Genomic DNA, 19,836 nt, shown 5'->3' with positions numbered 1-19,836 from the left:
TTGCATTTTCGATAATGACAACATTGAATCTTTATCAGATTCCGAAGCTTCGATAATTCTCATTTCACATAACATTTTATTAATAGGCATGCTCATTTATCCAGTCGGGTTATTTCACACTTCCACCTAACCCTTTGAATAAAAATAGCTTTTCAACCCTCCCGAAAAAGCGAGCATTGAAAACGAGCATGCGCATATGTATTTATAGGTATGGCACACTATTTCGACCACCCATTCACTATGCACCTGATATTAATACACTTTTAGTAGACGTAATAGTCAAAACGAGAAAGTGAATTTCACTCACATTATAAATACGTGCAAAAGTTTTGAAAAAATAAAATAAACAGTCTATTTAAGGTTTATAAGCCATTGCGTCAGTTGATGAAGGTCTGTTACTTCTTTAGTGGGCATTAATTCGCTCGGTGCGTGGTCGTTGTGATGATTTATCCAACATGTGTCGATTCCAGCGTTGTTTCCACCTTGAATGTCAGACGCGAGCGTGTCTCCAACCATGAGGGCTTTACGCTTGTCTTCACAACCGAGTAATGAAAGCGTGTGTTCAAATATGGATACGTGAGGTTTAGCAATTCCATATTGCTCTGAAATAACAATGTGTTCGAAATGAGGTAAAAAGCCTGTACGTTGCAATCGCTTTTGTTGTAGGCCAGTAAAGCCATTGGTAATGATGGCGAGCTTTACAGAGCGTTCAAGTAAGCTTTCTATCATTATTTTCGCACCGGGTAACGGTTTGCAAATGTCTGCCATCGATTCAAGGAATCCATCGTTAAGCATTTCGGCCGATACATTAAGCCTGTTCGCCCACGCTTCGAAACGGGTTACTTGAAGTGTTTTGGCGTCGATATCACCGTTTTGATATTGCACCCAAAGCGGTTTATTCACCCGTTGGTATTCTTTAAAGTCTTCTTCGCTGAATTCTACATTAAATTGTTTGAACTGATTTTGTAATCCTGCAAACGCATCGAAGTGAAATAAGGTTTCATCGGCATCAAAAATTATATAATCGTATTTACGAGGCATTGTGTTCTCTTCTTAGAGATAGTGTTCAGGATGAAAGTAAGGTGCCAGTGCGAGAGTGATTGCATCAATATAAATGCTTTCTCGTGTCGCCAGATGATTCGTTAACAAACCAATTGCACCACCCTTTTGTTTAATATTGGTTTGATTGAACACATCATCCATCACATGCCCTAACTCTTCCCCCGCTTGCAAGCGTTCGTAAATGCGTTTAGGTAATGGTAGATTCGCAGATCGCCCGACAGAATGACGACGCGCTTGCTGTTCGTTATGCTGTCCACGAATGGATATGTAAGCAAAGGTGGCTGGGCCTTCTGAAAACTTGTCCACCCCTCCTTCCATAGCGACATAGTAGTCGTAGCTGCGCTCTTTATCTGACTGCTCACAATACGCCGTTCGATTTTCAGCACCTAAACGAGTATCCAATTCGGTCATTGGCTGATCGGGTACATTTGACGGAGCGTTCATTCCTTCACTGTGAATAGAATAATCGGGGAAAGCGGTTGAAAACGCTTTATGTGCTGCCCCAATTTTTACGGGGTTGTTAGAACCCACTAAAATACGTAAAACGACGGACACATTATCTCCTTAGTGTAATCGCAAAACCAATGTGAGAGTGTTTGTCAGAATGTTATCAAACAAAAAAAGCCGATGCATGTAGTTGCATCGGCTTTTTTGTCTAATTCGTCAGAATTTACAGTATCTTCGTACTTTTACCGCTTAGCGGTATGGCGCACAATTACTGAGTTAATCAACTAATCCATTGATTATTGGCGTCTCACATGTGACATCGGCGTTCTGCCCGCGATGGCGCAGCAAGTGATCGATCAATGTCAGTGCTAACATTGCTTCTGCAATCGGCGTTGCACGGATACCAACACATGGATCATGGCGACCTTTTGTGATCACATCGATTTCATTACCATTACTGTCAATGCTCTTACCCGGAACAGTTATACTGCTAGTAGGCTTGAGCGCCATATGAACAACAATGTCTTGGCCAGAAGAAATTCCACCTAAAACGCCACCCGCGTGGTTACTTAAAAACCCATTGGCAGACATCTCATCACGGTGTTGGCTCCCCTTTTGTTCAATAACATCAAAGCCATCGCCAATTTCCACGCCTTTTACTGCGTTAATTCCCATCATCGCTTTTGCTATATCCGCGTCCAAACGATCAAATACTGGCGCGCCTAATCCGGGCATCACGTTTTTCGCTAATACGGTAATTTTAGCGCCGACTGAATCACCTTCACGACGTAGCTCCGTCATGTATTCTTCAAGTTGAGGGATCGCATCCGGATCAGGGCTAAAGAACGGATTCTCGTAAACTTGGCTTAAATCTTTCATTTCTAGCTTGATTGGGCCAAGTTGTGATAAAAAACCTTGAATTTCAATACCAAACCGCTGCTTAAGGTATTTTTTAGCGATTGCTCCAGCTGCAACCCGCATTGCTGTTTCACGGGCAGACGAGCGACCGCCACCGCGATAATCGCGAAAACCGTATTTTTGATTGTATGTATAATCCGCATGAGCCGGACGAAATGTATCTTTGATGTTTCCGTAATCGCGTGACCTTTGGTCGGTGTTTTCGATCAAAAGGCCGATTGGCGTGCCTGTCGTCTTACCTTCAAAAACGCCTGACAAAATTTTGACTTGATCGGGTTCACGTCTCTGTGTCGTGTAACGAGATGTGCCAGGCTTGCGTAAATCAAGATCTCGCTGAAGATCCTCTTCGCAAATTTCAACGCCCGGCGGACACCCATCAACAATGGCGCCAAGCGCTAAACCGTGACTCTCACCAAACGTAGTCACTTTAAATAATGTACCAAACGTATTGCCAGACATAGTGCTAAGTACTCTCTAAATAATCTTATAAAAAAATGTTTAATTGTTCTTTTGCTAATACAAATACGCCATTGCCGCCTTGTTCAAGCTCTACCCACATGAACTCAGTATCTGGGTAAGCGGCTTGTAATGCGGTTTCGCTGTTTCCTACTTCATACACGACTATACCGCCATCGTGCAGATAATTCGCAGCTTGACTCAAAAATTTTCGCGTAAAGTCCAGACCATCTTCGCCTGATGTCAGCGCGATCTGCGGCTCATTATGAAACTCAGCTGGAGCGCTGTTGTAGTCGTTAGCATCGACATATGGCGGATTACACACGATCAGGTCGTATTTTTTATCCGCTAATCCTTCGAACATGTCCGACTCTATAACGGTGACACGATCATCCAGATCATAATCGGACACATTCTCTGACGCGATGCGTAATGCCGCGGAACTAATGTCCGACAAATCCACTTGAGCGTCTTCAAATGTCAGTGCAGTTGCGATGCCGATACAACCGCTCCCTGTACACATATCCAGTATATGCAAAGGATAGTGACTTAACCAAGGTTGAAATTCGTTTTCGATGAGCGCCATGATGGGAGAGCGCGGAATCAGTGTTTCGCGACTGACTTTGAAATCCAATCCCATAAACCAAGCTTTACCTAATAAATAGGGCAAAGGCTCTCGTTTCGATATTCTTAGATGCACAAACGTTAAAATACGCTTTTTTTCGTCGACGGTTAAGCGTGCATCTAACATGTCTTTGTCGAAATCAAGCGGGAGGCGCAACGCCCCCATAACAAGATGAACAGCCTCATCCCACGGATTGTCTGTACCATGCCCATAGAAAAGTTCAGCGCCTTGAAAACGGCTGTAGGTCCAACGAATAAAATCTTTTATGGAATGAAGGTCTTTAATAGCAGACTGATGTCGACTCATGTTCTCTCTTTTGTATTGTGTGTATAACCGTTTTAAGCGGCGAGATTATAGCGTGTTTTGATTTCTGCGCCCATAGAGACTCATTTTTTATCCGTTTAATTTTTCGCTGCGCCCTTATTATCAAGCTCTATCATTGATTGCTCAAGTCCGCCTACTTTGCTTATAAGCTGCTCAATCAATAACATTTGTTGATGATTATGCTGAGATGACTGTTGTTGTCGCTCTAACTGTGAGGCCAATTTTTGATTGTCTTCTAGCAAGCTTTGAATTTTTGCGTCTTGTTTGGCTAAATCCACTTCGCGCTGTGCAACATTTAGGCTTTGCTCTTTTAGCTCAGCTTCTTGCTTTGAAATCAAACTTTGAAAGACGCGTGACTGAGACAGTTGATTGTCCAGTTGTGCGCTTGTTTGTGACAACTCTTGCTTTAATAGACGATTTTCAGTGTTCAGTTCAATATTTTCGCTTGAGAGCTTTTCAATTTCCTTTTCTTGCTCTGCAACAACATTAGAAAGCGAAAGGTATTGCCCAGAAAGAGACCCTTCTTTTAATGAAAAGTGTTCTTCAATATCGGCTGTTTTCTCATCGAATAAAATCGCAAGCGTTTGTGTGATGTCTCTTGAAAAGCGCTTTAGAGCAGGATCGATCAGCGAGTCTAATTCCGAGAGCTCATTTTTCTTATGCTCATGATATAGCTCTTCCCATTCTGTTACACCATTCAACAAAGTGGTGTTGGAGCATTTACGGCCGTCTAGTGCGAAAAAGTGTGCCGCTAACCTAGGAATGTTTGGGAAGTGGTTTTGTTCGAGAAGATGCCAACAGGCCGAAATAATCTCTTCTCTGGAAATATTTGCTTTGCGAGCCATAATTCATCCCTTAGAATAAATATAATAATATAAGTAAATTATATTCCTATATTATCAAAATAGACAGTATCGCTAAGGGCTTTTATTGACTCACAAAAAAAGCACCAAGAGGTGCTTTTCTATTTTAGTTTTATGTCAATGTACGTCTAGCGTGAATATATAAACACGACTCGGTTATCACCTAATGTCACTCGTCCTAAATTTGCAATATTAACAAACGTTACTTTTTCCTTTTGACGCTCATTCAGCCCTGCAAGAATACTTTCGATCGTATCATCGCCCACCGACAATGCCGTTTTATCCGTAGTCGCGGCACTCGTCACAAAACCGATGACCTGATCACCCGCTGAAAGCTCAGTAAGAAAGCGCCTAATTCTCGGCTGATCGCTGGCGGACATTTGCGCAACAATTTCGAGATCAAGCTGCTTTTCTTGGTTCGGTACGATTTCATCTAACCGAACCATAATGTCGCCTGCACCACGCCTATTAATGTATAGAACTTGGTAAGCACCAGACTCTTCAGACACAGCCATTAGAAACTGCTTACCGTCCGGCCCATAAAGTAAGTAATCTTTGAAGAAATCATTTGCCCAAGCATTTGAGCTACCGCAATCGCGAGACTGGCACTGGAACTCAACTTTCACACCCGCTAGAGCGAGTAACGCAGAGCGATAGTGTTCGATTACATCTTCTAGCGGTACGTTTCGCCCAATTTTATATAGGTTTTCTTGAACATTCCCTGTAAGACGAAAAACTTCTTTTGGCTCCCAACCTCTTCCAACGCGCTGAATTTTAGAAAGCGGTATTTCTGTATCCACCTCTACCATTGGAACACTTTTGATCAGCTTGGCACCTCGGTAAGGTTCGATATCACTGATAAGGGCATGCGCAAGTGACGACCAAACCAAACCACATCCTACGACGAGCTTTGCTACATAATGTCTATTCATTTACCTTCACCCTTCTATCGAACGTATAATTTGGTAACGTAATGAATCAATTTTTATCAATAAAATGTCCTATGTGCTCCGCAACGGATAAAACACTTTCTGTTTCTAGATGAAAATGATGATTTCCATCTAGCCAATGCATTTTAATCCATGAGAACTCATTCGCACGCTTATCGACCAGATTTTTCTTATCAACATATAGACCTTCATTGGCGAGCAATGCCAACGTCGGACACTTCACTTCATGTGCAAAGGAAGCAACGGACTCTTCATCCATACGATAAGGAGAAGGGAACGCTAATTTACTGTCGTGACGCCAATACCATTCGCCCTCTTTTTGAATCGCACCGCGCTTAACCAAAATGCGGGCACTGGCTTCGCTCAATTGAGTAAACCCATTCGCGCGGGCGTAAGCCATATCTTCAATACTTGGATACATAGGAGATCGGTTCAAATTTAGCTTAACCATTTTCTGAACAGCGCGCTGCATTGTAGACACACGCTCCTTCCCATCTGAAGTCGCAGGGCCGATGCTGTCTAAAATAATAAGACCTCTTACTTTTTCAGGAGCAAGTGCAGCGACAAGCATGGCCACACCTCCGCCCATGCTGTGGCCAACAAGCCAAGTACTTTCGCTACTCAACTGTAATACGCTAATCACATCTAGGGCATGATCCCACAGATTATAAAATGCGCCGTCTGGTCGATGATCTGACAAACCATGCCCGGCCATATCCAGAGCGGTAAAATTAAACTCGTTTAAATACGGCGCCAGATGGTCAAACGTCGCTGCATTGTCCATCCAACCATGAAGACCAAGAACACGAAGTGCATTAGGGTTAGGTGATCGCCATTGCTTTGCCGCAAGGCGTGTATGTCTTAGGGTATAAAAGATTTCGTTTGGCATATTCCTTCACTTCACCAAAATTACTGATTGCTGGGATGAATCGCCCATTGAAAATGACAACAGGCTGTTGCGAACAACTCGCCCTCAAGTGCCGCTATCGTCGCTGTTGTCATGCCAAAGTTGGCAGGTAGAGCCTCTTGTGACAGTAGTTCAACCAATTGATGGGCAAATGGTTGATGAGTAATAAGCAATATGGAATCGTAGGGTTGCTCATGAAGCCAAAGCGCAACATCAAGCTCTTTGCCACTTGGCGTTATTCCACCCTCTGTGGATACTGGGCCATTAAACTCATAAACATCCAGAAACTCTTCTGCCGTCTGCTGAGCTCTTACATAGGGACTGACAAAAACTGCATCAATTTGTTGAACTCGCTCCAGAAACTGTTGTGCAGATTGCCGCGCTTCAACTCGGCCTATTTCTGTTAGGTTTCTTTCTGCATCATTCTGGTATCCATAGGCTTCAGCGTTCCCATGCCGCATTACATAAAGCTTTTTCATAACTTTTAATCACTCTTTTCTGTACACATTTAAAGAACACCGTCTCAATAAAAAACGGTGTTCACATGCCGAAACTACCAAGGCTTAAAAGGATATGGTTTATCTTCAACATCGAATGAGAGGAATTTTATTGTGTCTCTAATAAACGAACTCAAGCAAGCAAGCCATTTATTAAGCGTAGTAGGTTCATGCTTCGATCCAAGTTTCACTATGGTGACAATGAATAAGAGTAGACCAAAAAGCGTCAAAGCAATATTCAACACCCCCCAATAAATTAGCATAAAAATAAGTCGGATCCAGAACGATTGATTTTGGTACCCTGCTTTATTCATTTTTATTCTCCTAAATTTATTTTTCGTAAGTGGCAAACTCAACATCCCACTTTTGTCCGCCCGTCATCATGCTACCGACCAAAGTTTCAAGCTTTGCTTTTTCAAATATAAGTTGATAAAGCCCCTCAGCTAAAGGCATGTATAATTGGTGCTTATTCGCTTCTTCACGCACCATTCGTAATGTATTAACACCTTCCGCAACTTCTCCAATAGCCTGAACTGCATCGTCGAGCGACTGTCCGGACCCTAATGCGTGACCAACTCGATAGTTTCTACTTAATGGGGACGTACACGTTGCAATCAAGTCTCCCATTCCGGCCAGTCCCAAAAACGTCATTGGGTTGGCTCCAAAATGAACGGCGAAACGACTCATTTCAGCGAGGCTTCGTGTCATGATCATCGCCATTGTATTTTCGCCTACTTTAAGCGCTTTCGCTAAACCACAGACGATTGCGTATATATTTTTTAATGCACCTGCCAGCTCGACGCCAGTGATATCTGTATTTTCATATACTCGAAAGGTAGGTGATTTTAGTAACTCAATAACCGTTTCTCGCAACCCGGCGTGATCACTCGCGATGACAGACCCAGTCAGGTGCCCAGCAGCAATCTCTTTTGCCAAGTTTGGCCCACTTAAGACGCCAATTTGTTGGGTTGCAGAGTTGCGCTTAAGTATGTCGCTCATAAGTTCAAAACGCTTCGGGTTAAAACCTTTTGTCGTACTAATAAGCAGTTTATCTGGCGTTAATAGGCCATCGATTCGTTGAACGACATCCTCAAAAGATTTTGAAGGGATAGAGACAAATATGGTGTCACTGGCTCTAATTGCCTCTTCCAGATTATTCGTGGCTAGAAGCTCTTGGTGTAAAGGTGCATTAGGAAGGTAGCGACTATTTAAGCCTGTTAAGTTTATTTCTTCAACTTGCTGCTCATTGCGCATCCATTGGCTGACTTGATGTCCATTTTGCGCCATGATGTTCGCCATTGCGGTACCAAAACTGCCACCGCCAAGTACACACACCGATTGCTTATTCATACATTATCTCTTTAATATTTAAATTGATTAAGACGAGCAGCTTACTTCGAGTTGTTTTCCCCATTCCGGAGAAGGCATTGCCAAATCATGACTTTCTTCGTGTTCTGAAAAAGGGCTAGATAACACATTTAACAACTTTCTAAACGGTAAGTAATTGCCCTGCTCGGCACTTTCAATCACCTGATGCGCTAGGTAATTTCTTAGCACAAATTTAGGATTTGTTTTTAACATTAGATCAGAAACTGCCGCCTGATCGCGTCTGTCTTCGCGTTTTTCCCAGTAGCGCTCAAGAAATTCCCGAGCAGCCTCTCGATCAATTACTTCATCAAGTAAAACAGATGGTGTTTCTTTTGATACATGGCTCAGCAACCTAAACGCCGTTGTATAATCCAAGCGTTCTTTCTTTATTATCGACAACCATTCACTCATCAGTGAATCTGTGAGCGCTTCTTTCGACACACCCATTTTATTGGACATTATTGACGAAAAGCGCTCTTCCAATTGAGTTTCATACAGCGTCAACGCTTCAACAAGTTGCTCTTTCGTAAGGTGATGAGAAAAACTTCTCGCAAGGCAATTTAGATTCCATAGCCCAACACTGGGTTGACGTCCAAAAGCATAACGGCCTTCATGATCAGAATGATTGCATACCCAGCTTGGGTCATACTCTTCCATAAAACCGTACGGGCCGTAATCAATCGTCTCGCCCAATATACTGAAATTATCGGTGTTCATGACGCCATGCTGAAAACCAATCGCTTGCCAGTGCGCAATCATATCGGCTGTTCTTAGCACAATATCTTTAAACATAGCCAGAATGGGGTTCTCTTCTTTTAGACACGTCGGAAAGTATTGGTTCAAACTGTATTGGATTAGTGCATCGAGTTCTTCGGTTTTTTTGGTGTAGAAGAAGTATTCAAAATGACCGAAACGTATATGAGTTTTAGCGACCCTAGCAAGCATAGCGCCGGGTTCCGGACGTTCACGATACACCGCCTGATTTGAATCATATAAAGCCAAAGCGCGACTACTTGGTACGCCCAATGCATTCATGTATTCACTGACAAGGTATTCGCGGATTGAAGAACGAAGAACAGCGCGACCGTCTCCCATTCTAGAGAAAGGCGTAAACCCCACCCCTTTTATATGCAAGTCATAAAAGCAACCGTCTTGCCCTTCTAGCTCTCCTAATAAAATTCCGCGACCATCGCCTAATTGTGGTGAAAAACCACCAAATTGATGCCCGGCATACACCATGCTAAGGGATTTAGGTACGGAGATTTCACCATTGAGGGTGTCGAGCGTTTGCTGATCTTTAAAATCAACACTAAGAAATTGAGCGAGAGGAAGGTTTATTTCAACTAAACGCTGTTCATTTAGAGGTTTAATACGTTCTACAGAATAAAAGGCAGACCCTAACTCGTAAAAACGATGATGCAAAAACATCTAAGCTCCAATGGACGATTAGTCTTAATCAATATTTAAAAACACACGGCAGGTGAACTGTGGCAAAGTGCAAATATTAAATCGCACCCTGCCATACAGAGTTATGTTGTAATAAACGGACTTACTCTACGACTGTGCCTACCATATATTCACAGCGAATTTTTTCGCCAACAACCGCTTCTATTTCTGGAACCATGAACGCGTCGTCTTCACTGGCAAAGCTCACAGATTTGCCCGTTTCACCACCGCGACCAGTACGTCCGATACGGTGAACGTAATCTTCGGGATCTTCTGGTAGAGTATAGTTTACGACCAACTCAATGTTATCAACATGAATACCACGACCAGCAACATCCGTTGCAACCAATACCTGAATATGGCCTTCTTTGAAGTTCTTTAGCGTTTTTACACGCTTGTCCTGACTCACTTCGCCAGACAAAATAGCACAATTAATTTTTGCTTCTTTCAGCAACTCATACAGTTCACGAGTTTCATCACGGCGGTTCGCGAAGATGATCGTGCGCTGATTACCATTGTCTTCGATAAGGTGTCGAAGCACTGGCCACTTTTGCTCTACTTCAACGGTATAGATCACCTGATCAATATTTTTATTGGTGGCTTCTTTTGGAACGACAGATACTTCTTTTGGAAAGAATGTCCATTGGCGAGCAAGGTTTTGAATATCTTTAGGGAATGTCGCACTGAACAACATAGTTTGACGTCGTTCTTTATGTGGCGTCATGCGGATAATGCTCTTCACGTCTGGAATGAAGCCCATTGATAACATTCGGTCCGCTTCATCAAGAACAAGTACTTCGACTTTGTTTAGCATGGCTTTCTTAGAGCGAGCGAAATCAAGCAAGCGACCCGGTGTAGCAACAAGAATATCAACTTGTTCCGTTTCTAATGCTCGTTTTTGCTTCTCATAGCTCATTCCACCGACAAGTGAAATAACGTTAAGCGTACAGTTTTTTGTGATTTTTTCAGCTTCGTCTGCAATTTGAAGCGCCAATTCGCGCGTCGGCGCGATAATTAGACCACGTGCCATATTGCGCGCACGATCTTCTTCAATAGGATAATCCATAAAATCACTGACCATCGCTAACAAAAACGCGGCAGTTTTACCGGTTCCTGTTTGCGCTTGACCTATTAGATCATAACCTTCGAGCGTTGCCGGTAATGTCGCAGCCTGAATTTCACTGCAATATTCGAAGCCCATTTCAGAAACCGATTTCAGTACACGGTCAGGCAGGTTTAAATCATGAAAGCGAACTTTCCCTTCAACTTCTGGCACTTGAAAGTCATCGATAGACCAGATTTTTTCTGAAGTCACTTGAGTAGCAGAGTCACTAGCGGCTTTATTTGCTGGAGCGCGATTACGCTTGCGCGAGCGTCGGGGGCGACTGGGTTTTGAGTTCTGCTCTTTGCCAATGTCTTCGTTTTTAGTATCCATTTTTTAGTCTACGTGACCTTTTAGAGGTTGATGGTTAAATTTGGGTACAGAGTTTACCTAAATAGCCGAATTTTATCATTAGTAATTAGCGAATAGGTTTTGTTGTCCATGATATTTGAGCATATATTCACTAAAAATCCTTATAGCATTCGATATGGAGGCAAACTGGAAATAAGTTGAGAACCATATCGCTTCGTTTTTAGCCGTTTATCCATTATATGAATCTCCCCTTCGTCGCTCTCGCTTCTCAATAGACGCCCTGTCGCCTGCACAAGTTTTAAAGACGCATCAGGAATGGATATTTCCATAAACGGATTTCCGCCGCGCTTTTGAATCCATTCCGCTAATGTTGCTTCTACTGGATCGTCTGGCACCGAAAAAGGTATTTTTGCAATGTACACTCGTGTTAAATATTTGCCTGGTAAATCAACACCTTCTGCGAAACTTGCCAAGCCAAACAGGAGACTGCCTTTGTCCTGATCAATTCGCTCTTTATGGCTGTCCAATATAATTCTTTTAGACTGCTCGCCTTGAATGAGCAAAATTCCTTTTAACGTGTCACTGATGCGTTCAGCGACAGATTCCATTTGCTTTCGAGAAGAGAACAGAACCAAACTTCCACGAGACAAATCAACTTGCTTGTTGAGATACTGAACAATTTCTTTCGTGTGGTCGTCTGCTTTATTAGGTTCGCTGTTAAAGTCAGGCACTATGAGAGACGCTTTATTCGCAAAGTCGAACGGACTTAAAACGCGTAAGTATTCGGACTCTCTCGGCACACCGGAACGCATATTAAATCGATTAAACTGATTCAAAGCGGTAAGTGTTGCCGAAGTAACAACCGCTCCGAAGCACTTATCCCAGAGCTGCATTCGTAATGTGTGGGCGGCCAAAATAGGCGATGCTCCGAGCTCAATATCTTGCTCCAACCCTTGACCTACAAGTTCAAGCCATCGCGCGTTTGGCGGGTAATTGAGATCATCCTGATGACAATATAGTCGCCAAAGCTCAACAGATTGTTCTAAACGCCCTAATATAACACCTAATATCGGTTGCCAATTTTCAGCCGTTTCGGGTGTCAGCCCCATCCCTTCATTTTGTTTTACTTTTTTGCACTCATCCTGAATACTTTCAATTTGCCCAACCAATTTTTGGTAGGATGTCGACAAACTGTACGCCAGCTGCCGCAGCTCCTCAGGTACGACGCCAAATTCGAAGCGATGCTGATTGTTTTCCAAATCCAAACCAAGCTCTTGTATATACGGAGCAAGCCCCTGTTGTACATATTGAACAAAATTAACAATCGTTTGAATTTGTTGAGGAATTTTTAGAAGGAGTTGCCCTGTTAAACTCACTTCCTGAGTCAACTCCTGTTTAAGAGAGAGCAAGTTTTTCTCCAGTTGACGCAACCAATTGATGCTGTTTTGCAGGCGACTTTCGTGTCGGAAATGACCAATGGCTTTATCCGGTAAGTGATGCCCCTCGTCAAACACATAAATGGTTTCATCCGGCGCCGTGAGTATTGCTCCACCGCCCAATGACAAATCCGCCAGAACCAAATCATGGTTTGCGATAATAACATCGGAGGTCTCTATTTCAGCTCGCGCTTTGAAGAACGGACATGCACTAAAATTGGCGCAATTTCGGTTCGTACATTGCTGATGATCAGTCGTCAATCGACGCCAATCCTGATCTCGTAGAACCCCCTTCCAGTTGTCTTTGTCACCATCCCAATCGTCACTTTTCAGCGCTTCATCCATTTCTTGGTACAGCGCGGTGTTCACATCATCTGGTTGCAAATGCTGCTCAAACAAACCGGCAAACATATCATCAGTCGCCAGCTCTTCACTGCTCATGAAGTCTTCAAGCTTATTCAGACACAAATACCGACCGCGGCCTTTTGCAAGCGCATACCGAAAGTTAATTTCGGTATGCTTGAGCAAATCAGGTAATTCTTTGAACAAAATTTGTTCTTGGAGCGCTACGGTCGCTGTCGAGATAACGAGTTTAACGCCTTTTGCTTTGGCTATAGGGATGGCCGATAAACAATACGATAGCGTTTTACCTGTACCTGTACCTGCTTCTACCACTGCAACGTGCTTCTCCCCAAGACGCTCGCCTTCAGTACCTTGCTTGATCCCACCAAGCGTCCTTGCAATGGTTGCAATCATTTGTCGTTGCCCTACCCGTGGCTTGTGCCCTTTTGATTCTAAAGAGGCGCGATAGGCAGACTGAATTTCATTCTTTATTTTGTCGGAAAGCATTAATTTTGTTGAGTATTTTTAAATAGACTGTATATAATAACAGTAACTGTATAAACAAACAGATGAATTATGATTAAATTAACCAAAAGACAATCTGACGTATTGGAAACGATTCGCCAACACATTAGCGAAACAGGCTTTCCTCCTACTCGTGCTGAGATTGCTGCGCGACTAGGCTTTCGCTCTCCAAACGCTGCTGAAGAACACTTAAAAGCGTTAAACAAAAAAGGTGCGATAGAGATGCTCTCCGGGGCTTCACGTGGCATTCGCCTTATCGATGAAACGCCTGCAGGCGCAAATGATTCGGATCTTGGCCTACCCGTTGTCGGTAAAGTCGCAGCTGGCGCACCTATTCTAGCGCAAGAAAACGTTGCGACCCACATATCTATCCCTCCGAGTATGTTTTCGCCCAAGGCGGACTATTTACTGTCCGTTAGCGGAATGAGCATGAAAGACGTCGGTATTATGGACGGTGACCTGCTGGCTGTACATAAAACTCATGCCGTCAGGAATGGGCAAATTGTTGTCGCTCGCATCGGTGAAGAAGTTACCGTTAAGCGATTCGAGAAAAAAGGCAGCAAAGTTAGACTCATTGCAGAGAACACCGAGTTTGATGACATATTAGTGGATCTTGAAAGCGAAGAGTTCGCCATTGAAGGCTTATCTGTCGGCGTTATTCGCCAAGGAATTTAACGCCCGTAGAACGAATTCCCTCCCACCGATCTTTCAAAAAAAGCTTCCATAATATTATGGAAGCTTTTTTAGATAACATTTAAAACACCAGTTTTAGCCAAATCCAATCAAAAAACACACTCAGGCAACACGCCTAACTGTTTCAGGCGAACGTGTTAATGCAACACTTTCGGCAGCGCTTCCATTTCATCAGCCATATCCATGTCCATTGGATCCGTAAAATCATCTGAATAAACGTAATCAATACCCGCATGAAACATACGTTTTGCCAACTCAAAGTAGCGATCATTTAACAGCGATCGAGTGTCTTCTGGAATTTGCAAAACCGCAAGGGGTTTTTCCGCTTCTTCGGAACCTTCTTCAGCAACCGGGCGAAGCACAATATCACCATTATCTAACTCGACTATTTCGAGATAAGCATCTTTCATTATTTAATACTCTGAGGATTCTTCTCTAAATCTCAACACCAATTCAACCAACGCATCCAAATACGATTTAACGGATCCGCCAAGGTCGTTTCCTGACGTTCCTATCATTTGAGCGTCATGGGTGGAAGTAGAAACAGGATTAGGCCTACATTCAAAATAGGCATTGAATGATAGCTGGAGTTGTCTGAACCATGAATTATCATCTGCGTTCAATAGCTCTAATTCTTTCAACACAGGAACAGAAAGACCATTTTTAGATGCGTCTAAAATGAGCTGGTCTAAAGTCACATCAGACTTTAGACCGTAGGCAATTTTCACTTCTTGCAGCAAGCCATTAAACGCGCTCTGAAGAAGAAAAGTAACCGTTGGCTCATGCCCTTTGGTAAACCAATCCCCGTCAGATAGCTTAATTTCATTGATCAAACGCCTTGCACTATCAAGACGCTGATTCGTGATACTTGCTGGATTCAATGAGCTCATTTCTTTTTCTTGCCTTCTTCTACAACCCATTTTCCATTTTGATAGAACGCTTTCCAGCCAGTAGGCTTAGCATTCTCTTCAGTCATAACATACTGCTCTTTTGTTTTACGACTGTACCGAATCACTGTAGGGCGACCTTCATTGTCCATTACAGGCGCATCAGAAAAGAAATGATACTTCGGATCAATTTGGTCCATGTACGGCAGCAATTCTGCAACTAATGGAGCTCGCGTTTCCCGCTTACGAGGAAATTGGCTAGCCGCAAGGAATAAGCCAGTCGCTCCGTCTCTTAGCACATAGTGGTCTTCCACTTTTTGACACGCAAGATCAGGCATAGGCACAGGATCCATTTTTGGAGGAGCTGCTTCGCCGCTTTTTAGCAATTTGCGCGTATTCTTACACTCTTCACTGGTACAGCCAAAATATTTGCCAAATCGACCTGTTTTAAGCTGCATTTCTGAAGAACACTTGTCGCATTCAATGACAGGGCCATCATAGCCTTTAATTTTAAACGCGCCCTTTTCGATTTCAAAACCTGCACATGACGGGTTATTACCACACACATGCAGCTTACGACTCTCATCCATTAAGTAACTGTCCATCGCTGAACCACAAATAGTACAGCGTTTCTTGTTAATTAATGCTTTTGATTCGCCTTCATCATCGTCAATAGCAACGGCTTCATCACCGCTCACCAAATTAATGGTTGCTTTGCAACGCTCTTTGGGAGGCAGTGCGTAACCAGAACAAGATAAAAACACTCCTGTCGCGGCCGTACGGATTTGCATTGGTCGACTGCATGTTGGGCATTCTACGTCTGTTGGCGTTGGCTGGTTTTGAGACATGCCCTCTTCAGGATCTTCTGCTTTTGTTAGCGTATCGCTAAAATCAGCGTAGAAAGCATTCAACGTTTGAATCCAATCTTCCTCGCCTTGTGCAATCTCATCAAGCTGCTCTTCCATTTGCGCGGTAAAACTAAAGTTCATCAACTGCGCAAAACTACCTACAAGACGCTCGGTTACAATATCGCCCATTTTTTCTGCGTAGAATCGACGATTCTCAACACGAACGTAACCACGATCCTGAATGGTTGAAATAATCGAAGCGTACGTCGACGGACGACCAATACCGCGCTTTTCCAACTCTTTTACTAAACTTGCTTCGCTGTAACGAGCTGATGGCTTAGTAAAATGTTGCTCAGGCAATAATTCATTCAAGGCAAGTGCGTCGCCTTTTTGAATGTCTGGCAAAATCGTGTCTTCAGCTTTTTTACCGACAGGAGTGATGACTCTCGTATAACCATCAAAGCGCAGTATGCGGCCACGTGCTTTGAGCTCGTAATCACCGGCAGTGATCGTCACACTGGTAGACGTATACTCTGCTGGGGTCATCTGACACGCAATAAACTGATTACGGATCAAGTCGTAAAGCTTGTGAGCGTCCTTGTCCATGCCTTGCAACATATCCTGCGTTATCGTTACATCGGAAGGACGAATCGCTTCGTGCGCCTCCTGAGCACCTTCTTTGCTGGAATAACGAATGGCTTCTTTCGGCAAATACGCTTCACCGTAATTTTCTTCTATGAAACCACGCAATGTTTCAACCGCTTCAGCACTCAAATTCGTAGAGTCTGTTCGCATATACGTGATGTAGCCACCTTCGTACAAGCGTTGGGCCAACATCATTGTTTTCTTAACGCCGTAGCTAAGACGAGTACTTGCAGCTTGCTGTAAAGTGGACGTTATAAAAGGTGCCGACGGCTTAGATCGAGTTGGTTTGTCTTCTCGATTGCTGACAATAAAATCAGACTGTTGAATACGGGAAACATGGCCGTCGGACTCTTCTTGAGAAGAGGGACGATATTCGTTACCCAAATACTTTAAGGCCTCGAACTTAATCTGCTCTTTCGTCGACGTAGACAACAGTGCATCCAACTCCCAAAATTCTTCTGGGATAAACGCTCGAATATCTTTTTCGCGCTCAACAATTAATCTCACTGCAACGGACTGAACACGTCCGGCAGACAAACCTCGCGCTACTTTTGACCAAAGTAACGGCGAAACCATGAAACCAACCACACGATCAAGAAATCGTCTTGCTTGTTGAGCATTAACGCGATTCATGTCTAGATCAGATGGCTCATCAAACGCCGACTTGATAGCGTTTTTCGTGATCTCATTGAAAACTACACGTTTATAGCGGCTTTCATCACCACCTATTGATTCTCTAAGGTGCCAAGCTATTGCTTCCCCTTCGCGGTCCAAATCGGTCGCGAGATAAATAGTGTCGGCATTTTTAGCAAGACGTTTCAGTTCATCAACGACTTTCTCTTTACCTGGTAGCACTTCATAGTGGGCTTCCCAATTGCTTTCCGGGTTCACCCCCATTCTTGAGATAAGCTGTTGGCGTGCTTTTTTACTTTTGTATACGGCTTTTTCGTCAGGACTCATTTTACGCGTTAGCGCAGCCTGTTTTGCACGTTCCTGTGGCGTTGATGTAGATGTTGTACCTGTCGGAAGGTCTCGAATATGACCTACACTTGATTTAACAACATAATCATTACCCAAGTATTTGTTGATGGTTTTGGCCTTTGCAGGCGACTCCACGATAACCAGTGATTTTCCCATTGAACTGTATGAGCCTTATATTAAAACGTCGAAAAAGCTGCGCATGTATGCAGATTAGTGTTTCGGGTCGCAGATATTAAGCAAACACCTTTTATATGACAAGCTATCAAGGTATTGTTTCGCATATTTATCACAATAAGTATGTTAATTTCGTTTACCATACTGAATTAGTAACGCAAGGACAATCATGGCAACGCTCCAAATCTTAACAATTACGATCCTTTTTATCATTGTCATTGTTTCTGTCGTGGTTGGAACAAGAGCCCAACAAAAAGAAAGAGAAGCAACCGAACGGAAGTTCAAACAGCTTCAGCTATCCAATAGAGCTGAACGTGTTGAACAACATGTTAGAGGAATTCTTCCTATTAACACCGATAACATAGCAACTGATGCTTTGTATAGTTTTTATATCGATTGTTTGAAAGAACTTATAGACTATTCTGACAGTCCTGAAAAGATAGAAGAGTCAATTGCCAAGGCAGAAGAAGAGCGCGCAGCAGACCCACAACCTTTTACCGGAGAGCCTGAAGAACTGAGCTTTCAAGAAAAATCAACCTATAAAGAACGCCTAACGAAAACCGCAAAAATGCTGCTGTATATGCGTAGAAAAGGTCGTATTAGCCACACCCACTATAAGCTTTGTTACGATTATTTACGCTGGCTAAATCTTTGGCTACAACTGAATCGCCAACTTGTACAGGCCAATAAAAATTACCACGGCGGAGATATGCGCGTCGCCCAAACCCTTTACGGCGTAATTTTATCAAACCTTAAATCCAACACGATAGATCGCGCAGAAAAACATCAGCTAGAGGCATTCATTCAAGACAGAATGAAAGAAATTGTAGCACCGCAAATCATGGCACTACAAAATGCTGAAAACCCTGAAGAGGTAATAGAAGAACTGTTTCTTGAACTAGGCGAAACGCCTGACGACGAGCTATTAGGCGAAAGCCCTGAAAGCAAAAATTAAATTCAAAATTTCAAGCCGGTTCGTTTTCTACTTACCGGCTTGAAATTTATTGGATAGTACTTAAAGACCGTAATAGCTCTGATATAGATTCAACGGTCTTTTCATCGCCTTTCTCATTCCAATAAACACTTACCACTGAATCCGTCACCTCCACTGCGATAGCCGCACCATCAATAACGTCGAGCCCATTCAAAACAGCATCAGTCATTGGAATATTTCTGGAAACCCACCAGCTTGGGTTTATCGATACATATTTCCACACTTCATAGGGTGTTATAAGAATAGTATCCCCAAAATTCTTCAGTTTTTTCGGGCGAATATAACGATAAGCACATGTTTTTTGACTGTTTGTTACTTTATCCCACTTGTCAGGAAGATCTAATGAGGTAAGCTGAACGGTAAGTTGACACTTGCGAGCGTGCATACGCAGTGCCATTTTTTGCCGTTCTCGCTTGGACGGCATAACCCAAAGTGCCGACCCCATGAGAGAGACTGTGATTAAGATCACAATTAAAGCTGTCATATAGTGCCTCTTTTTAAAAGTAAACTAAACTGGTACATATGGAGCCAGATTAGGAGTTATTTATACTGTATAAGAGTATCATTCTAGCTGTCGACCTTACTGACGAAAGCATCAAAGTTGCAAACAAAGCTGTTGCTCTGTGCAACGGCTTTAGCGCTGAATTACATGTTGTACATGTGATTGAGTCATTAAATTACGCTTATGGTGGTGATGTTCCAATTGATATCACAGACATTCAAAATCAGCTTAGACAAACAGCAGAAGACAAAATGTCACTTCTTTTGGATCAACTCGATACACCTAATAAAAGTTATCAAATCACTCAGGGCGGCATTGAAAGCGAAATACATCGAATCGCCGAGGAGAAAAATGCTGATTTAATCGTTGTTGGCAGTCATTGCAAGCATGGATTAGCACTGCTTTTGGGCTCAACATCAAATGGCGTCTTACACGGCTCACCGTGTGATGTATTGGCGGTCAAAGTAACAAACAAAGACAAATAGCTTTAGCTCGATAAAAAGGGAAGCGTTTGCTTCCCTTTTTTTGCGTT

At 43.1% G+C, this 19,836-nt stretch carries 20 protein-coding genes; 3 read left to right on the top strand and 17 right to left on the bottom strand.

Annotation, left to right across the window (positions count from 1 at the left end):
* Positions 1–351: 351 nt before the first annotated feature.
* From yjjG to dinG, 13 genes are all read right to left on the bottom strand, one after another.
* Positions 352–1,041 (bottom strand): pyrimidine 5'-nucleotidase, encoded by a 690-nt coding sequence (yjjG, locus tag DFP79_RS05190; RefSeq protein ID WP_133502855.1) that lies wholly within the window; start codon positions 1,039–1,041, stop codon positions 352–354.
* A gap of 12 nt (positions 1,042–1,053) precedes the next feature.
* The gene (gene yjjX, locus DFP79_RS05185) at positions 1,054–1,617 is read right to left on the bottom strand and encodes an inosine/xanthosine triphosphatase (RefSeq protein WP_133502854.1); all 564 of its coding nucleotides are present in this window, start codon (positions 1,615–1,617) and stop codon (positions 1,054–1,056) included.
* Between the two features lie 168 nt (positions 1,618–1,785).
* Positions 1,786–2,886 carry a chorismate synthase gene (aroC, locus tag DFP79_RS05180; RefSeq protein ID WP_133502853.1) on the bottom strand — a complete coding sequence of 367 codons (1,101 nt, stop codon included), beginning with the start codon at positions 2,884–2,886 and terminating at the stop codon, positions 1,786–1,788.
* Positions 2,887–2,911: 25 nt separating this feature from the next.
* Positions 2,912–3,814 carry a 50S ribosomal protein L3 N(5)-glutamine methyltransferase gene (gene prmB / locus DFP79_RS05175; RefSeq protein ID WP_133502852.1) on the bottom strand — a complete coding sequence of 301 codons (903 nt, stop codon included), beginning with the start codon at positions 3,812–3,814 and terminating at the stop codon, positions 2,912–2,914.
* Positions 3,815–3,909: 95 nt separating this feature from the next.
* The gene (locus DFP79_RS05170) at positions 3,910–4,677 is read right to left on the bottom strand and encodes a hypothetical protein (RefSeq protein ID WP_133502851.1); all 768 of its coding nucleotides are present in this window, start codon (positions 4,675–4,677) and stop codon (positions 3,910–3,912) included.
* A gap of 146 nt (positions 4,678–4,823) precedes the next feature.
* Positions 4,824–5,627 (bottom strand): DUF4892 domain-containing protein, encoded by an 804-nt coding sequence (locus DFP79_RS05165; RefSeq protein ID WP_133502850.1) that lies wholly within the window; start codon positions 5,625–5,627, stop codon positions 4,824–4,826.
* 46 nt (positions 5,628–5,673) lie between these two features.
* Complete coding sequence (locus DFP79_RS05160) at positions 5,674–6,534, bottom strand: alpha/beta hydrolase (RefSeq protein WP_133502849.1); 861 nt, start codon at positions 6,532–6,534, stop codon at positions 5,674–5,676.
* 20 nt (positions 6,535–6,554) lie between these two features.
* A complete protein-coding gene (sixA, locus tag DFP79_RS05155; RefSeq protein WP_133502848.1) occupies positions 6,555–7,031 on the bottom strand; it encodes a phosphohistidine phosphatase SixA in 477 nt (158 codons plus the stop codon).
* 74 nt (positions 7,032–7,105) lie between these two features.
* Positions 7,106–7,363, bottom strand: coding sequence for a DUF4389 domain-containing protein (locus DFP79_RS05150; protein WP_133502847.1), 258 nt, complete (start codon positions 7,361–7,363; stop codon positions 7,106–7,108).
* 16 nt (positions 7,364–7,379) lie between these two features.
* Positions 7,380–8,399: an NAD(P)H-dependent glycerol-3-phosphate dehydrogenase gene (locus tag DFP79_RS05145; protein ID WP_133502846.1), complete on the bottom strand. Its 1,020-nt coding sequence runs from the start codon at positions 8,397–8,399 to the stop codon at positions 7,380–7,382.
* Between the two features lie 27 nt (positions 8,400–8,426).
* A complete protein-coding gene (locus tag DFP79_RS05140) occupies positions 8,427–9,845 on the bottom strand; it encodes a protein adenylyltransferase SelO (protein ID WP_133502845.1) in 1,419 nt (472 codons plus the stop codon).
* Between the two features lie 121 nt (positions 9,846–9,966).
* Entirely contained in the window at positions 9,967–11,298 is a 1,332-nt protein-coding gene (locus DFP79_RS05135; protein ID WP_133502844.1) for a DEAD/DEAH box helicase, read from the bottom strand.
* Positions 11,299–11,438: 140 nt separating this feature from the next.
* On the bottom strand, positions 11,439–13,562 hold the full coding sequence (dinG, locus tag DFP79_RS05130; protein WP_133502843.1) for an ATP-dependent DNA helicase DinG: 2,124 nt from the start codon (positions 13,560–13,562) through the stop codon (positions 11,439–11,441).
* Positions 13,563–13,631: 69 nt separating this feature from the next.
* Between dinG and lexA the strand changes: the two genes are divergently transcribed.
* Positions 13,632–14,255 (top strand): transcriptional repressor LexA, encoded by a 624-nt coding sequence (gene lexA, locus DFP79_RS05125; RefSeq protein WP_133502842.1) that lies wholly within the window; start codon positions 13,632–13,634, stop codon positions 14,253–14,255.
* Positions 14,256–14,410: 155 nt separating this feature from the next.
* Here the strand turns inward: lexA and DFP79_RS05120 are convergent, their stop codons facing one another.
* Genes DFP79_RS05120 through topA form a run of 3 tightly spaced genes read right to left on the bottom strand, consistent with a single transcriptional unit; the run spans position 14,411 to position 17,790 of the window.
* Positions 14,411–14,683, bottom strand: a complete 273-nt coding sequence (locus DFP79_RS05120; protein WP_133502841.1) for a hypothetical protein — start codon at positions 14,681–14,683, stop codon at positions 14,411–14,413.
* A gap of 3 nt (positions 14,684–14,686) precedes the next feature.
* The gene (locus DFP79_RS05115; protein ID WP_133502840.1) at positions 14,687–15,163 is read right to left on the bottom strand and encodes a DUF6586 family protein; all 477 of its coding nucleotides are present in this window, start codon (positions 15,161–15,163) and stop codon (positions 14,687–14,689) included.
* On the bottom strand, positions 15,160–17,790 hold the full coding sequence (gene topA, locus DFP79_RS05110; protein ID WP_133502839.1) for a type I DNA topoisomerase: 2,631 nt from the start codon (positions 17,788–17,790) through the stop codon (positions 15,160–15,162). Before topA ends, DFP79_RS05115 begins: the two co-directional genes overlap by 4 nt.
* Positions 17,791–17,977: 187 nt before the next feature.
* Here topA and DFP79_RS05105 point away from each other — a divergent pair, with 187 nt between their 5' ends.
* Positions 17,978–18,763, top strand: coding sequence for a DNA topoisomerase I (locus tag DFP79_RS05105; RefSeq protein ID WP_133502838.1), 786 nt, complete (start codon positions 17,978–17,980; stop codon positions 18,761–18,763).
* A 46-nt stretch (positions 18,764–18,809) separates the two neighbouring features.
* Here DFP79_RS05105 and DFP79_RS05100 read toward each other — a convergent pair whose 3' ends face one another.
* On the bottom strand, positions 18,810–19,286 hold the full coding sequence (locus DFP79_RS05100) for a hypothetical protein (protein WP_133502837.1): 477 nt from the start codon (positions 19,284–19,286) through the stop codon (positions 18,810–18,812).
* A gap of 62 nt (positions 19,287–19,348) precedes the next feature.
* Here DFP79_RS05100 and DFP79_RS05095 point away from each other — a divergent pair, with 62 nt between their 5' ends.
* Entirely contained in the window at positions 19,349–19,789 is a 441-nt protein-coding gene (locus DFP79_RS05095; RefSeq protein ID WP_133502836.1) for a universal stress protein, read from the top strand.
* Positions 19,790–19,836 lie beyond the last annotated feature (47 nt).

The sequence above is a fragment of the Marinomonas balearica genome, from assembly GCF_004362145.1.
In the GTDB taxonomy this organism is placed as follows: Bacteria; Pseudomonadota; Gammaproteobacteria; order Pseudomonadales; family Marinomonadaceae; genus Marinomonas; species Marinomonas balearica.
Note: the sequence above shows the minus strand (reverse complement) of the source record. Positions and strands in the feature narration are given on the sequence as shown.

What these genes read in the sequence shown, in the direction of transcription:
- lexA (WP_133502842.1), top strand. Translation starts at nt 13,632, where the DNA reads ATGATTAAATTAACCAAAAGACAATCTGACGTATTGGAAACGATTCGC.
- DFP79_RS05170 (WP_133502851.1), bottom strand. Translation starts at nt 4,677, where the DNA reads ATGGCTCGCAAAGCAAATATTTCCAGAGAAGAGATTATTTCGGCCTGT.
- DFP79_RS05150 (WP_133502847.1), bottom strand. Translation starts at nt 7,363, where the DNA reads ATGAATAAAGCAGGGTACCAAAATCAATCGTTCTGGATCCGACTTATT.
- DFP79_RS05115 (WP_133502840.1), bottom strand. Translation starts at nt 15,163, where the DNA reads ATGAGCTCATTGAATCCAGCAAGTATCACGAATCAGCGTCTTGATAGT.
- DFP79_RS05140 (WP_133502845.1), bottom strand. Translation starts at nt 9,845, where the DNA reads ATGTTTTTGCATCATCGTTTTTACGAGTTAGGGTCTGCCTTTTATTCT.
- DFP79_RS05145 (WP_133502846.1), bottom strand. Translation starts at nt 8,399, where the DNA reads ATGAATAAGCAATCGGTGTGTGTACTTGGCGGTGGCAGTTTTGGTACC.
- DFP79_RS05100 (WP_133502837.1), bottom strand. Translation starts at nt 19,286, where the DNA reads ATGACAGCTTTAATTGTGATCTTAATCACAGTCTCTCTCATGGGGTCG.
- prmB (WP_133502852.1), bottom strand. Translation starts at nt 3,814, where the DNA reads ATGAGTCGACATCAGTCTGCTATTAAAGACCTTCATTCCATAAAAGAT.
- DFP79_RS05135 (WP_133502844.1), bottom strand. Translation starts at nt 11,298, where the DNA reads ATGGATACTAAAAACGAAGACATTGGCAAAGAGCAGAACTCAAAACCC.
- yjjG (WP_133502855.1), bottom strand. Translation starts at nt 1,041, where the DNA reads ATGCCTCGTAAATACGATTATATAATTTTTGATGCCGATGAAACCTTA.
- aroC (WP_133502853.1), bottom strand. Translation starts at nt 2,886, where the DNA reads ATGTCTGGCAATACGTTTGGTACATTATTTAAAGTGACTACGTTTGGT.
- sixA (WP_133502848.1), bottom strand. Translation starts at nt 7,031, where the DNA reads ATGAAAAAGCTTTATGTAATGCGGCATGGGAACGCTGAAGCCTATGGA.
- dinG (WP_133502843.1), bottom strand. Translation starts at nt 13,562, where the DNA reads ATGCTTTCCGACAAAATAAAGAATGAAATTCAGTCTGCCTATCGCGCC.
- DFP79_RS05105 (WP_133502838.1), top strand. Translation starts at nt 17,978, where the DNA reads ATGGCAACGCTCCAAATCTTAACAATTACGATCCTTTTTATCATTGTC.
- topA (WP_133502839.1), bottom strand. Translation starts at nt 17,790, where the DNA reads ATGGGAAAATCACTGGTTATCGTGGAGTCGCCTGCAAAGGCCAAAACC.
- DFP79_RS05120 (WP_133502841.1), bottom strand. Translation starts at nt 14,683, where the DNA reads ATGAAAGATGCTTATCTCGAAATAGTCGAGTTAGATAATGGTGATATT.
- DFP79_RS05165 (WP_133502850.1), bottom strand. Translation starts at nt 5,627, where the DNA reads ATGAATAGACATTATGTAGCAAAGCTCGTCGTAGGATGTGGTTTGGTT.
- DFP79_RS05160 (WP_133502849.1), bottom strand. Translation starts at nt 6,534, where the DNA reads ATGCCAAACGAAATCTTTTATACCCTAAGACATACACGCCTTGCGGCA.